Here is a 13,943-nt window from a genome sequence, read left to right as displayed (position 1 = left end):
AGTGGTACCCGAAATGCGCATAAGCGGTCTAGTTGGTCGATTCTTCGAGGGGCTAGTGACTTTCCTGTGGAGATCCTGCTACTTTCCGACGGTTGTTTACGGGGTCTGCAAGGGGTGAGGAATGGGTAGGTTCAGAAGGTCCTGGTTGGCTGTGCCATTGTCTGTTGCACTTTTGCTGGGCGTCGTTCCAGCGGCTACTTTCGCAGCCGACTCGGACCTCTTGGCCCAGGCGTCCTCGGCCGACATCGAACAGCCTGCAGCCGTGCCGGTCGAGCCGGTGAAGTTCGGTGGCGCGAAGCTGAAGGATGATGCGAAGAGCCACCCGTGGCGGTCGCCCCAGGTCACGTGGCCGGTCGCGGCCAGCACCGAGGTGGAGCTCGACGGCTCCACCGCACTGCTCAAGGCCGGCCGCGTACTGTCGGTCGGTCTCTCGGAGGCGGTCGGGCAACGGACCAGATCGGCAGCCACGAGTGATGCTCGGCCCACTACGGCGCGGGTGTCCGTCGTCGACCGGAAAGCTGCTGACAAGGCCGGCGTCGACGGCCTGCTGTTGGCCGTCGAACGGACGGATGGAGCGGTCAACGACCGCTCCGTGCGGGTGGAGGTGGACTACTCCACGTTCAGCGGCGCGTACGGCGGTGACTGGGCGGCGCGGCTCCGCATGGTCGAGATGCCTGCCTGCGCGCTGACCACCCCGCAGAAGGCCGAGTGCAGAACCAGCAAACCCCTCAAGAGCGTCAACGACACCGAGAAGCAGACCGTTTCGGCATCGACGGTGGCCGCCGTCGGATCGCGGACCGTACTCGCGGCCACCGCCGCCGAGTCGGGGTCGTCCGGATCGTTCACGGCGACATCGCTTCAGTCCTCGGGATCGTGGAGTGGTGGTGGATCCACCGGTTCCTTCAACTGGTCGCATCCCATTGAAGTTCCCTCCGTTCCGGGCGGACTCGAACCCACCGTTTCGCTCCAGTACTCATCCCAGAGTGTCGACGGCCGGACAGCCGCATCGAACAACCAGCCCAGCTGGATCGGTGACGGTTGGTCCTGGGAGCCGGGTTACATCGAGCGGCGGTACAAGGTCTGTGAGGACGACAAGGAAGGCGGGACCAACTCCACGAAGGTCGGGGATCAGTGCTGGTACAACGACAACGCCACGTTGTCGCTGGGCGGCAGAACGACCGAACTGGTGCGAGACAGCAAGAGCGGCTGGCACGCGGCTCAGGACGCCGGAGAGAAGATCGAAAAGCTCACCGGAGCGGCTAATGGTGACAAGGGAACTGCCGGTGTCGATGGCGTCGGTGAACACTGGAAGATCACCACGACGGACGGCACGCAGTACTTCTTCGGACTGAACAGACTTCCGGGGTGGAGCGACAACGGAACGGCCGCCGACGACCCGGCGACCAACTCGGCCCTCACCGTACCCGTCTTCGGCAATCAGTCCGGAGAACCCTGCTACAACGCTTCGTTCACGGCCGCCTGGTGCCAGCAGGCGTGGCGCTGGCAGCTCGACTACGTCGTCGATGTGCACGGCAATGCCATGTCCTACTACTGGAAGAACGAGACGAACAACTACGGGCGTAACGTCTCCGCAACCACTGGAAAGGCGACCGTCACCCCTTACGACCGAGGTAGTTACCTCGATCACATCGACTACGGACTCCGCGACGGTTCGGCGTACACCGGCAAGGCCATGGGGCGCATCGACTTCGGCGTCAAGGAGCGGTGCCTGACCACGTGCGGGACGTTCGACACCGCTCACGCGCAGAACTGGCCCGACGTGCCGTACGACCTCTACTGCAAGGAAGGCGCGACGGAGTGCAAGGACCAGCACTCGCCGACCTTCTGGTCACGTAAGAGGCTTTCGACCATCACCACGAAGGTGCTGACGGGCGGGGTCCACAAGGAAGTGGACTCCTGGACCTTGGAGCAGGGCTTCCCGGCCTCCGGGGACGGAATATCGACTCCGATGTGGCTTGAGTCCATCCAGCGCACCGGCAGGACCGGTGGCAGCACCGAGCTTCCCCCGGTCACTTTCGCGGGCGTGCAGATGGCGAACCGGGTCGACAGGACCGGGGATGGACTGGCCCCGTTCATCCGCCTGCGGATGTACCAGGTCACCAACGAGATGGGTGGCACCATCGGCGCGCTCTACTCGGCCCCTGACTGCACCGCCGGCACTCTTCCCGCCGCCGACGCGTCCAACAAGACGCGCTGCTATCCGGTGAAGTGGGCCTTCGAAGGCGAGACCGCCAAGACCGACTGGTTCAACTCCTATGTTGTCACTGAAGTGCTAGAGGGCGACAACCTCGCGAAGACGCCCGACACGACCACCAAGTACACGTACCTGGACGGCGCGGCCTGGACCAAGACCACCGACGAGTTCGTGAAGAAGGACGACCGGACCTACTCGGTGGCCCGTGGCTACGGCAGAGTGCAGACCCGGGTCGGTGGGATCGAGGAACCACCGACGTTCGCCGAGGTGCGGTACTTCCGCGGTATCGACGGAGCATCGGTCAAGGACTCCGTCGGCGTCGCGGTCACCGACCGCGAGCAGTTCGCCGGGTTCGTGCGTGAGAGCGCGACATACAACGGCGACGTCTCGAAGTTTGTCTCCGCCGTGTCGTACACACCGTGGCGTTCCGAGCTGACGGCGACCAGGGCACGGGCGGGGCTGCCTGATCTCGAGGCGTACTTCACCGGAACGCTGAAAGAGGAGACACGGACCGGGACGTCGACCGGGGACCGCAGAACCTCTCTCACCCGCACGTTCGACGCCTTCGGCCAGATCACCTCCGAATCCGACACGGGCGACGCTGCGAAGACCGGTGACGAGAAGTGCTCGACGATCACCTATGTCGCCAACATCCCGGCCCGTCTCGTCTCCACCGTCTCCCAGAAGAAGGCGGTTGCGGCGCTCTGCGGCCAGTCGGCCGGGCCGGGCGATGTGATCAGCGACGAGCGCGTGTACTACGACGGTGCGACGACACTGCTTCAGGCGCCGACCAAAGCCAATGTGACCAAGGTCGAAACGATCAATGGTGCCGGTACGGGATACGACACCGTGTCGACGACTCCGGTGGCCGATTTCGACATCTATGGCCGTGCGCTGTCGGTGAGCGACGCCTACGGGAAGACCACCAGGACCGTCTACACGCCGACGGTGGGCGAGGTACCGACCAAGACTGTGGTCACCAACCCTCTCGGCCATCAGGTGACCACCGATGTTGACCCTTTGCGCGGGCTGTCGAAGAAGGTGACCGATGCCAACGGCCGGGTCACCGTGGCAACGTACGACGCGCTCGGCCGCACTGCACAGGTCTGGATGCCGTCCCGCTCGGCGACGGCCTTTCCTGACTCGCCCACTCAGTCCTTCGCGTACCAGACCAGCAGGAACGGTCCGACCGTCGTCACGACGAAGACCCTCAACCATGTCGACGGGTACCAGACGTCCTACACGTTCTACGACGGGTTGATGAGACAGACGGGGACCCAGGCGCCTTCCCCGGACGACAAGGGGCGCCTGGTCACCGAGAGCCGCTACAACAGCCGAGGCCAGGCATGGCACGAATCGGGTGCGTACTACACCGATGGAGCGGCTGAGCCCGTCCCCGTGACAGGACAGGAGCTGAAGTACCCCTCCGCGACGGAGACCCTGTTCGACGGTGTGGGCCGCCAGGTAGCGGTGGTCTCCCGCAAGTTCGGCGACGAGACGAAGCGGACGGTTACGAGTTATACGGGTGATACCACCACGATCGTCCCTCCCCGCGGTGGGACGGCGGTCACGACGGTGACCGATGCGCTGGGCCGGACAACCGACCTCAAGCAGTACACGGACGCGGCGAGGACGAAGTCGCAGTCGACGGCCTACATGTACAACAAACTCGGACAGCTGACTCAACTGACCGACCCTTCAGGGGCGGTGTGGAAGTACGGCTACGACGCCGCAGGCCGGCAGAACCACATGGAGGACCCGGACAAGGGCATCTCCGACACGGCTTACGACCAGGGTGGGCGTCCCGTAACGGTGACGGACGGGCGCAAGGTCACCTTGACGACGAAGTACGACGAACTGGGCCGTCCGACCGAGCTGCTGCAGGGCACCACCAAGCGGGCGGACTGGGAGTACGACAAGGCATCCAAGGGGCTGGGACAGCTCTACAGCACGAGCCGGTACGAGGGCTCCGCCCGGTACATGAGCACCGTGGTCGGATACAACGCCTTCTACAAGCCCACCATCAGCCGCGTAACGATCCCGGCAGCCGAGGGAGCGCTGGCCGGCACGTACGAGTGGACGGACATCTACAACCCCAACACGGGGCACCTGATGGAGAGCTCCCACCCCGCGATGGGGGGTCTTCCCGCTGAGGATGTCATCAACGCCTACGGGCACGCCTCCGGCCTCCCGATGGTGGTCTCCGCCGGCGGAGACACGTTGCTGTCCTCCGTGACATACGACCACTACGGCCGCCCCGCGAAGAAGGAGCTCGGAGCCTTCGGCCGGCATCTGTGGCTGACCAGCGAGTACGACGAGCACACGGGCGACCTGACCCGGGCACTGGCGGATCGCGAGGCCGCTCCCGGGCGGATCGATGATGTCCGCTACTCCTACGATCCCGCGGGCAACGTCACCCGGATCGGTACGACCACCGGGCAGGACGCCACCGCTGTCGACGACACGCAGTGCTTCGCTCGCGATGCCCTGCGGCAGGTCACCGAAGCGTGGACCGCCACCGACAACTGCGCGGCAACCGCCCCTGTTCCTGCGGTGATCGGCGGCCCGGATCCGTACTGGACGACATACACCTACGACGTCGTGGGCAACCGCAAGACGGAAACACAGCACACTGCCGCCGCAGGGCCTGCCTCGGACATCGTGCGGACGTACGCCACGCCGAAAGCGGGAACGCACAATCTGCCGGGCGTCTCGCAGACGGGTGCCCAGGCCCGGACGGAGACGTACACCTACGACGACGCCGGCAATATGGAGACCCGCAAGATCGGCAACGCCGCTCCGCAGGCTCTCAAGTGGGATGCGGAAGGCCATCTGCAGTCGGTCACGCAAGCCACCCAGACCTCCAGCTATCTCTACGGCTCCGGAGGCGACCGCATCGTGCGGCGCGACTCCACCGGAACCACGCTCTACCTTCCCTTCGGCAACGAACTGCACCTGGACAAGGCCGGCAAGGTCTCAGGTACGCGCTACTACGCGGCCGGTGGCGAGACGGTCGCCATGCGAACGGGCGGCAAGCTGACCTTCCTGGTCGGCGACCACCACCGAACGACCACCACGCAGGTCTCCGCCGACGCGTCGCAGACCGTCACCCGCCGCAAGACCACGATCTTCGGCGCACCTCGCGGCATCGCGCCCTCGACGTGGTCGGGCGACAAGGGGTTCGTCGGCGGAACGATGGACAAGGACAGCGGGCTCACTCACCTCGGCGCACGGGAGTACGACCCGGACCTCGGCCGCTTCATTTCTGTTGATCCGCTCTTCGATCTCACCGACCCGCAGCAGATGAACGGGTACACGTACGCCAACAACGACCCCATCACAAAATGGGACCCCGACGGTCTGCGGCCCATGGCTACGGGCGGCAGTGCCCAGGATGAGGACGCCTACGACCGCCGGAACGGAACGGTCACGGTCAAGAAGCCCGGCCAGAAGTTCATGCCTACGACAGACCCGTATCGGAAAGCTAATCCCAATCCACAGCCGGGAGTGAATGAACAGAAATATCTGAGTCCTCAGGGCGGGAGACTGCCCGTCCCAGAAGTTAAGCGGCGTGAGTTCCTTCTTGCCTATGACAGGATCCTGAACACTTTCCACTATCAGCCCGGTACTCGTGACGACGAATCCAGCATCAAGGTATCCGCTTTCTGGGGGGCGTGCCAGGAAGTCGGTTCATGCGAGGACGACCTCTACGGTTCGCACCTGATGAGCGTCCTTCAGGAAGTCGGCTTGGAAGGCAACGGTCGCATTCGTCTGTCAGGCAGAGGTCGCGCCAAGGCGGGGCGCGGAAGCGGAAAATGTGACACCGGTAACAGCTTCCCCCCGGGTACCCAGGTGCTGATGGCCGACGGCACTGCTATGCCCATTGAGGAGGTAGAGGCTGGAGACAAGGTCCTGGCCACCGACCCCGAGACTGGGAAATCACGTGCTGAGACGGTCACTGCAGAAATAAGGGGCGATGGGAGCAAGGATCTTGTGTACATCACCCTTGCTGCATCGCCGGATTCGGATAGTAAGCCCACTGCCATCACAGCCACAGATGGGCACCCCTTCTGGGTGCCCGAGGCGGGAGAGTGGGTTGATGCCAAGGACCTGATCCCCGGCCAGCGTCTTCAGACCAGCGCGGGTGGGCGCACCCAGATCGCCGCTATTGATAGGTGGACCCAGGACGCAGCGGTCTACAACCTGACCATCAGTAACCTCCACACGTACTATGTGCTGGCGGGTGTGACTCCCGTGCTCGTGCATAACTCCGGAGGCTGCCCCGATCTGGATGCGCTTTCGCAGAGTGGAATGCGTCCAGCCAAGGGGAAGACGACTCATGCAGGGCGTGAATACCAGAAGCATATGAACCGCGGTGATCTCCCTGTGGTTCCCGGCAAGGAGTTGAAGACTGCCGGGCAGGATTTGTTGGACGACATTCTGACAAATCCGCAAACAGCTACGTCCGCTGTCAATTCCGGCAACTTCGCAGGCGGAACGCGGTATATCATGCCGGACTCTGCTGGTGGGCGCGGGATCGGTGCGACCTTCGACGCAAATGGACAGTTCCAATACTTCGGGCGGTACTAGGCATGTTGGTAATCGAGCCGTGGGATGCAAAGGCGTGCGGCGACGCCAGTCTCGCCGACCTTCGGGGTGTGATCGCGGGGGTGTCTGTGAGTGCGGTCCGCTACGTAGTTCCGCAGGGGGAAACCTGGCCCGAAGGGCACAGGGAGGATCGTGCTCATGAAGTCGACATGGCCGTTGACCTGGTCATGAGCACCGGGGCTGCACTGTCCCTGTCCTGGGCGATGGATGGCCTCAACGAAGGGATGGCAATCGAGCTTAGGGAACCTGGAGAGTCGGACGCCGACTTGCCTGGGGACACTATCGACGTGAGCGACCATGTCGATTGGGAGAGGTTCCTTGGGGTCGATATTGTGGAAATCAGTCCTGCCTGGCACGTTCCCAACGACGGGTGTTCTGAAATGCCGTGGGCGTATCGCCTTGGATTCTCCAATAAGTCAAGCCTAGTTATTGCTCTAGGTGCGGCTGAGGGAGAGGGATTCACGTATATGCCTGACGAGCTGATCGTGTTTTTTGACGAGAGTCTCGCGGCTTCCTATACGATCCCAGCGAGTGATACTTCTTCACGCGGATAGGCTGAACCGAATCAAGGGGTTCGGTAAGCGCCTGATGTGGGACGCCTAATGCCCGGGCGTTTACATTGCTCGGGAAAATAGATCAAACAGGCCCCGCCGGAATGATCTCCGGCGGGGCCTGACGTCTTGTGACGGCAACGTCAGCGGACGACGGCTGCGGTGGGCGGGTCATCCGAGTCATCGGTCGGGCTGAGGGTGCTACCGAGAGTGTCGATGGCCTGGCGCTGGAGGCGGAGTCGTACGTGGGCGTAGACGCCGGCGGTGACGCCGATGTGGGCGTGGCCGAGGAGTTCCTTGATGACGACGAGGTCGATGCCCTGTTCCAGGAGCAGGGTCGCGGTCGAGTGTCGAAGGTCGTGGAAGCGGATGGTCCGGAGCTGCGCGCGGTGGAGGAGACGGCGGAAGCGGCGGGTGAGGTTGGTGGGATCGAGAGGTCTACCGGTGGGGGTGGTAAGACGAGCCCATTGTCTGTCCAGCCTGTTCCGGCTGCCCCGCGTTCTTCCAACTGCGGTTCCTGGTGGGCCTTGAGGGAGTTGATGCATTCGGTGGGGAGGGCGATGCGGCGTTCGGAGGCGCGGGTCTTGGTGTGAAGGATGGTCAGGCCACCGGTAGGAGTGCGCTGGAGGGAGCGGTGGATGCTGGCGGTGCCACTGTCGAGGTCGAGGTCTTCCCAGTGCAGCCCGAGGAGTTCGCCCTTGCGGAGCCCGGTGCGCAGGGCGAGTTCGTACAGTGCGTGGAGCCGGTCGCTACTGGCTGCGTGGAGGAACTGCCGGGCCTCGCTTGCGGTGAAGGGTTTGAAGCGCCGGGGGCGGGGTGCGGGGGTCTTGATGTTGCGGGGCAGGTCGTCTTCGCGGACGGCGTGCTCTAGGGCGGACTTGAGGACCGAGTGGACGTAGGTCACGGTCAGCGGGGAGAGCTGCTTATCGCAGCACTGGCCGATGGCGCAGCACTGATGCCGGGCCGTGTCCCTTCCCTGGGCGCAGCACTGGCAGTTGGCGCGGAGGCGGTCGAGGAAGGTGAGGACGTCGCGGGCGGTGAGCCGGGCGAGCTTCTTGGCCCCGAGGCCGGGGTTGAGATGGAGGCGGACGCAGGCGGCGTAGCGGGTGTGGGTGTTCTCCCGCACCTGGTGGACGGCGACGCCGTTCAGCCAGTACTTCAGGTACGCGCTGACGGTGATGTCGGCTGCCGCGACGGGCAGGCCGAGGTTGCTGGCGGCGATCTTCTCGGTGAGCTTGGCCAGGGCCTCCTTGCGGGTGGTGCCGTAGACGCGGATGCGCTTGCGGGTGTTGCCGGGGGCGAGGATGTATCCGGCGGCTTCCCAGCGGCTGTCCTTGCGCTGGTAGACGGTTCCGTCGCTGTTGGCGCGGGAGCGGGTGCGGCGGGATGAGGTGGGGCGAGGGCTGGTCTACTCCCAGCTCGGCCGGGGCAGCTACGTCAGCACCTCCGCCGGCCAGAATGCCGAAGGAGCCAATGGCGATCACGAGGACTCTGTCACCGAAGGGCCGGACTGGCCGGTCGACGTCATCCGCAACGAAGACGCCCGACCGCCGTACGCCCAGGTCGCCGACATCCTCCGCCGGGAAATCCTGGATGGCACCTACCCTCCGGGCTCCCAGCTCCCTCCCGCCCGGGAGGTCCAAGAGCGGTTCAAAGTCGCCAACTCCACCGCCCAGAACGCCTATCGAAGCCTCAAGCAAGCGGGGCTCGTGTACGCGGTCAAGGGGCGTGGCGTCTTCGTGCGCCAGGAGCCTGAGCCGGGCAAGTACCACGGGCCCATCACGAACTACCTGCTGCGCGATGAGATCGACCGGGAGGCGCGTGCTGCCGCCACCGAGTTCGCCGACCTCAGCGACGAGGAGCTGCTGGCGCGGGAAGCGGAGCTAGACCGGCGATGGGACGTGGTCCGCGAAGAGCATCAACGACTCTTCAGCGAGCGCCGCAAGGTCAAGCGAGAGAAGAGCCGACGCGGCCTGTTCCTGCCACCCCTCCACGACGACGCCGAACCGGGCGTATCGCCGAGCGAGAAGCTGAATACCGCACTGGCCGAATCGAAGAAGCGCCGACAGCAGCGACCCTGACCATCGTCCGGACAGCCTGACCAGCAGGCGAGCTGTTCAGAGTTTCTTTACTTGATCAAGGGCGCCCCGCTGACGCGGGCCGCCGCGCCGGCGGTCGGCGACCGCCGCCCGCTCCTGTCTGCCGCACCGCTGGCGACGGCCGCCGACCACTCGGCGCGCAGAGCCCGGGAGCGTAGCCGGACCACCAATCGGAAGCCCCGGTCCGACCCCTCAGCAGCAGGCTGGCCGGGCACCTGAGAGGCCGCCCGGCGGGCTCGCGCCGTCCCGGACGCCCATGCTTGCTGCCTGGCTGGGGGCCGTGACGATGGAGATAACGGGGCTGATGCCGGTGCGGGGTTGAGCGAGACACACGTGGCGGGTGGTCGGTCGGCGAGCCCGTCGTCGTGGCTGACTTTCTGTGGCAGAGGCCAGAACCCCCACAGCCATGGGCACGGCACGTACGTGAGGCCCGTCCCTGCCGGGGCTGACGAGTGCGGGGGAGCCTCGATCGGCTGCGCCCGGCAGGGACGGGAGTCGGGTGGGTCAGCGCAGTGCGGCGCCTGGGCGAGCGAGGCGGGTCACGTCTGGCGCCAGGTCCGCCAGGGGCGGGTGATGATCTCCCGGTAGGTGTGGTGGGACGGGTTCTGGCCGCAGTGCCGGAGTACCCAGTCCTGCGGTTCGGCGAAGTCCTCGCTTGTCGGCGAGGTCTCTCCGTCCACGGCGCACTGCATCGCGTAATGGACCGGCTCCGCGTCCGGCTCGCGGTCGGGCTGGAGCGTCCAGGTCTCGTAGCGCAGGACCGAGCGAGGGGTCACCGTCCCCACCTCCGGTTGGCCACGGCCACCTTCGCGCTCAACTCCTCCGCCGGAGTCGGCGTACGTACGTCCTCTGGCGGCACGTCCCACTCCCGGCCACCGCACGGCGGCCGAAGCTGCACGCACGGCCCTACACGCCCCATCACCACGCCCACCTTGCCGCTCCGCCGGTCGACCACCACGGCGCCGGCATCGGGCGAGACGGTGTGCCCGTCGGCATCAGGGGTGGGGGCCGTCATCGTGACCGCCCCGGCGAGGCGGCCCGCGACCGGGCGTCCAGTCGCAGGGCGGGAACACACGGGGTGGCGCTCATTCGCACGGTGACGCTCCTCGGCGGCGTTGATGCGTGCCCTGGGCCTGTTGGTGCCGCAAGGTCGGCACCGATCCTCACGCCGGTCACCAGGACGAAGGAACCTCCACCAAACCCCATTACGGGACGTCCCGCACCGTGTAGAACGTCCCTAGTGCCGTCCTGGGACGAAGGGGAGACTCGTGCCGAACGAGAGACTACGAGCCGTCATGGCGGCGGGAGGCTGGACGTATGCCGCACTCGCTCAGCAGGTCGAGGTCGACCCCAAGTCGGTCGAGCGCTGGGTGAACCTCGGGCGTATCCCACGTCGTGCCACCGCCCTCCAGGCGGCCAAGGCCCTGGGAGAAGACGTGCACGCACTCTGGCCGGCGCTCCGCCAGGCCCGCCCCGCCCGCGCCATCAGCCCCGAACTGGTGGCGCTCTACGAACAGCGGGCCGACATCCCCGTCTCGGCGTTCACCGACCTGATGGCCCAGGCCCGGGAACGGATCGACATCCTCGTCTACGCGGCAGTCTTCCTCCACGAGGCCTACCCGCGGCTGAACGAACTCCTCACCGAACGCGCCGCCGAAGGCTGCACCGTCCGCATCGCGATCGGGGACCCCGACAGCGACAACGTCCAAGCCCGCGGCCAGGAAGAGCGGTTCGGACACGGCATCGAATCCCGCTGCCGCCTCGCGCTCATGCACTACAAGCCGCTCGCCGACACCCCCGGCATCGAAGTCCGCACCCACGAAACCACGCTCTACAACTCCCTCTACCGCGCCGACGACCAGCAACTCGTCAACGCACACGTCTGGGGCGTCAACGCGTACGCCGCCCCCGTGTGGCACCTTCGCCGACACCAGGAGAGCGGCATGTTCGACACCTACGCCGACAGCTTCGACGCCGTGTGGGCGACCGCAACCCCCGTACGAGAGGAAGACTGACCGTGGCACGCACCGAGTACTACGACGACCCCAACGCGCCCAAGCCGAACAGCATGGTCGTCGCTGCCTCCGCCGTCGTCACCGACGACCACGGGCGCATCCTCCTCCAGCGCCGCCGCGACAACGACCTATGGGCCCTGCCCGGAGGCGGAATGGACCTCACCGACTCCCTGCCAGGCACAGCCGTCCGCGAGGTCAAAGAGGAGACCGGCCTCGACGTCGAGATCACTGGCCTGGTCGGCACCTACACCGACCCGAAACACATCATCGCCTACACCGACGGCGAGGTCCGGCGACAGTTCAACGTCTGCTTCACCGCCCGCATCACCGGCGGCCAACTGGCAATCTCCGACGAGTCCACCGAACTCCGGTTCGTACTGCCTGAAGAGATCGAGCAGTTGCCGATGCACCACACCCAACGACTCAGGCTCCAACACTTCCGGGAACAGCGCGAGAAGCCGTACCTGGGCTGAACCATCTGACGGCAGTAGCGACGGCAACAACCCCGCACAACCACGGACACCCACGCACCTCACCGGACCAGCAGACCGCACTTGACCTGCGAAAAGGCAGGTCAAAGGCTTCGCGTAGCACACGTACTATGTGCTGGCTGGCGCTACGCCGGTACTCGTTCATAACAGCACATGCTCCAATTATGAGAACCCGGGGCACCATGATCCGACGGGTGGTCCAAACCCATATGTTCCGAAGAGGGCGGTACTGCCGGGTGACGCTGGGGAACAATTCGGGAATAGTGTCCTCGTCGACGGCACCAGATGGACCAAGGTCGGTTCCGGCAAGAGTGCCGAGTACTACCGCTACTTCGATGACGGCAACGGTAAGTGGCACTGGAGTGGCAGTACTGGCGGTGTGACGAAGTCGGGTACTCCGGTTCCGATTCCGATGAGTCGTGTTCCTATTCAGGTCAAGAGAGGCTAGATATGAGGTTCTTGACCGATGACGGTCGATTCGGATTTCTTGTCGCCCCTTCGGAGGGGCGCGGAATGTTCCGGTTCCAGCTCATCATCGACAGTCAATTGATCGGTGACGCCGAACCGTGCATTCTGGGCACAGCCATGGCCAGGCTGAGAGGCCTGGCGCATCTGGAAGACGATCGGCTTGGTCTCTTGTTCTCGAACAGAGATGCCGTACTTTCGGCGTTGCTGGCTGAGGAGGAGCTCCATGACCGCACAACCCTGTCTATCGCCGAGTCGCTGGACGACTGGTTGATCCACGGATACGTATACAAGGGGGACGTGGTTGTGGTGGCGCGAGGTGACGAGGATGGTTCATTGATGGGACCTACTCTGGTATCCGTTGTGGCATCCGTCGAGTATGATCCGATCATCGAGGCGGTTCGCGGCTACTGGTCGAGTGTCAATAGTTCCTCCATTTTGTGATTCGCTGATTGCGATGGAAGGACTCGCAGCCAGATTTCTGGGGCAGGCAGGCGTTATTTCTGAGTGATTCGGTAGCGTGGTTCTATCGAAAGCGGAATTTCCATCCAAGCCACATGAATTTCCAGGCATAAATCTGAAGCCCTGTCAGTTGCGACTGATGGGGCTTCAGCGATGTCTGACGGCAGTATCAGGGGACGGTGGCTGCGCAGCGCGGTGGGTCGTAACGGTCTCCGGGTTGGCCGGCGGAGCCGCGGAGGGTGTGGTCGAGCAGGTCATGGCGTCTTGCTGGAAACGGAGCCTTGTGCGGGCATGAACGGGGGCGGTGACGCCGATGCGAGCGTGTCCGAGGAGTTCCTCGATTACGACGGGCTCGACGCCCCTGTTTCAGGACCAGCGTGGCGGAGGGTGTGGACGCGGATGCGGCGGAGCCTTGCCTGGCGCTGCCGGTTGCGGTGATGTTCGAGGGAGCGCAGGCATGGCGTGGGCAGGAAGATGCGTCGTTCGGAACTCTGGAGTCTTGGTCGGGAAGGTGGCCAGGCCGCCGGAGTTGGTGCGTGAAGGGTGCGTCGGATGCTGGCGATTCCACTGGCCAGGTCGAGGTCCTCCCAGCGAAGATCGAGAAGTTCGGCCTTGCAGAGCCCAGTGTGCAGAGCGAGTTCGAACAATCGCTGCCACCGGTGACCGCTGGCGGCGGCCAGGAACGCGCGCGCTTCCGCGGTGGGGCCGTGGTGTGCCGGAGCGGACATTGCAGGCCACGTTGCACGGGATCTCCTCCTTGCGCACGGCGTGCTTTAGGGCAGACTTGAGTACGGAGTGGATGTGGGGCAGGGGCAGTGACGGCAGTAGTAACGGCAACACCCAGGGATTCCCTCGCATAACCACGGACACCAGCGGAGCCGGAAGGGTAGAAGCTTCCCCGCAGGGTTCGTAATGTCGTGGGATCGGGTTCGGGAGTTCGCGATGGGTACGCGACAGTTCTTCGATCTGCTCCTCGTGGCGGTGGGTGACCGCCACGTGCTTGCCCCGGAGCGGTTCTCTACTGGTGATCTTGTGGG

The 13,943-nt window shown here is 64.9% G+C and carries 8 protein-coding genes and 2 pseudogenes; 6 read left to right on the top strand and 4 right to left on the bottom strand.

Going from position 1 to position 13,943, the window contains the following annotated elements; translation table 11 throughout:
- The first annotated feature begins 121 nt into the window (after nt 1-121).
- Nucleotides 122-6,805 carry a polymorphic toxin-type HINT domain-containing protein gene (locus tag IE264_RS26775; protein WP_078657621.1) on the top strand — a complete coding sequence of 2,228 codons (6,684 nt, stop codon included), beginning with the start codon at nt 122-124 and terminating at the stop codon, nt 6,803-6,805.
- Nucleotides 6,806-6,807: 2 nt separating this feature from the next.
- On the top strand, nt 6,808-7,377 hold the full coding sequence (locus IE264_RS26770) for a hypothetical protein (protein ID WP_032759872.1): 570 nt from the start codon (nt 6,808-6,810) through the stop codon (nt 7,375-7,377).
- 140 nt (nt 7,378-7,517) lie between these two features.
- Here IE264_RS26770 and IE264_RS38120 read toward each other — a convergent pair.
- Nucleotides 7,518-8,782: pseudogene (locus tag IE264_RS38120) on the bottom strand (tyrosine-type recombinase/integrase); the annotation flags it as partial.
- On the opposite strand from IE264_RS38120, the gene IE264_RS26750 reads away from it, so the two are divergent.
- The gene (locus IE264_RS26750; RefSeq protein WP_229887772.1) at nt 8,736-9,455 is read left to right on the top strand and encodes a GntR family transcriptional regulator; all 720 of its coding nucleotides are present in this window, start codon (nt 8,736-8,738) and stop codon (nt 9,453-9,455) included. The pseudogene IE264_RS38120 and the gene IE264_RS26750 overlap by 47 nt on opposite strands.
- Nucleotides 9,456-10,012: 557 nt before the next feature.
- On the opposite strand, the gene IE264_RS26745 is transcribed toward IE264_RS26750, so the two are convergent.
- Together IE264_RS26745 and IE264_RS38115 are read right to left on the bottom strand one after the other, a co-directional pair.
- Nucleotides 10,013-10,258 carry a DUF7848 domain-containing protein gene (locus IE264_RS26745; RefSeq protein WP_032759868.1) on the bottom strand — a complete coding sequence of 82 codons (246 nt, stop codon included), beginning with the start codon at nt 10,256-10,258 and terminating at the stop codon, nt 10,013-10,015.
- On the bottom strand, nt 10,246-10,488 hold the full coding sequence (locus IE264_RS38115; protein ID WP_078657625.1) for a hypothetical protein: 243 nt from the start codon (nt 10,486-10,488) through the stop codon (nt 10,246-10,248). Before IE264_RS38115 ends, IE264_RS26745 begins: the two co-directional genes overlap by 13 nt.
- Nucleotides 10,489-10,768: 280 nt before the next feature.
- On the opposite strand from IE264_RS38115, the gene IE264_RS26740 reads away from it, so the two are divergent.
- From IE264_RS26740 to IE264_RS26730, 3 genes are all read left to right on the top strand, one after another.
- A complete protein-coding gene (locus IE264_RS26740) occupies nt 10,769-11,488 on the top strand; it encodes a DUF5919 domain-containing protein (RefSeq protein WP_051822022.1) in 720 nt (239 codons plus the stop codon).
- Nucleotides 11,489-11,490: 2 nt separating this feature from the next.
- A complete protein-coding gene (locus IE264_RS26735; protein ID WP_032759866.1) occupies nt 11,491-11,961 on the top strand; it encodes an NUDIX domain-containing protein in 471 nt (156 codons plus the stop codon).
- A gap of 531 nt (nt 11,962-12,492) precedes the next feature.
- Nucleotides 12,493-12,888 carry a hypothetical protein gene (locus tag IE264_RS26730; RefSeq protein ID WP_158706580.1) on the top strand — a complete coding sequence of 132 codons (396 nt, stop codon included), beginning with the start codon at nt 12,493-12,495 and terminating at the stop codon, nt 12,886-12,888.
- A 165-nt stretch (nt 12,889-13,053) separates the two neighbouring features.
- Here the strand turns inward: IE264_RS26730 and IE264_RS38740 are convergent.
- Nucleotides 13,054-13,734, bottom strand: a pseudogene (locus tag IE264_RS38740) (site-specific integrase); the annotation flags it as partial.
- Between the last annotated feature and the right edge of the window lie 209 nt (nt 13,735-13,943).

The organism is Streptomyces microflavus (assembly GCF_014650075.1).
In the GTDB taxonomy this organism is placed as follows: Bacteria; Actinomycetota; Actinomycetes; order Streptomycetales; family Streptomycetaceae; genus Streptomyces; species Streptomyces microflavus.
The sequence above is the reverse complement of the archived record's forward strand: the minus strand, read 5'-3'. Positions and strand labels throughout refer to the sequence as shown.

Excerpts from the sequence above, each read along its gene's own strand:
- IE264_RS38115 (WP_078657625.1), bottom strand. The coding sequence starts at position 10,488 with ATGACGGCCCCCACCCCTGATGCCGACGGGCACACCGTCTCGCCCGAT.
- IE264_RS26730 (WP_158706580.1), top strand. The coding sequence starts at position 12,493 with ATGTTCCGGTTCCAGCTCATCATCGACAGTCAATTGATCGGTGACGCC.
- IE264_RS26775 (WP_078657621.1), top strand. The coding sequence starts at position 122 with ATGGGTAGGTTCAGAAGGTCCTGGTTGGCTGTGCCATTGTCTGTTGCA.
- IE264_RS26770 (WP_032759872.1), top strand. The coding sequence starts at position 6,808 with ATGTTGGTAATCGAGCCGTGGGATGCAAAGGCGTGCGGCGACGCCAGT.
- IE264_RS26740 (WP_051822022.1), top strand. The coding sequence starts at position 10,769 with ATGGCGGCGGGAGGCTGGACGTATGCCGCACTCGCTCAGCAGGTCGAG.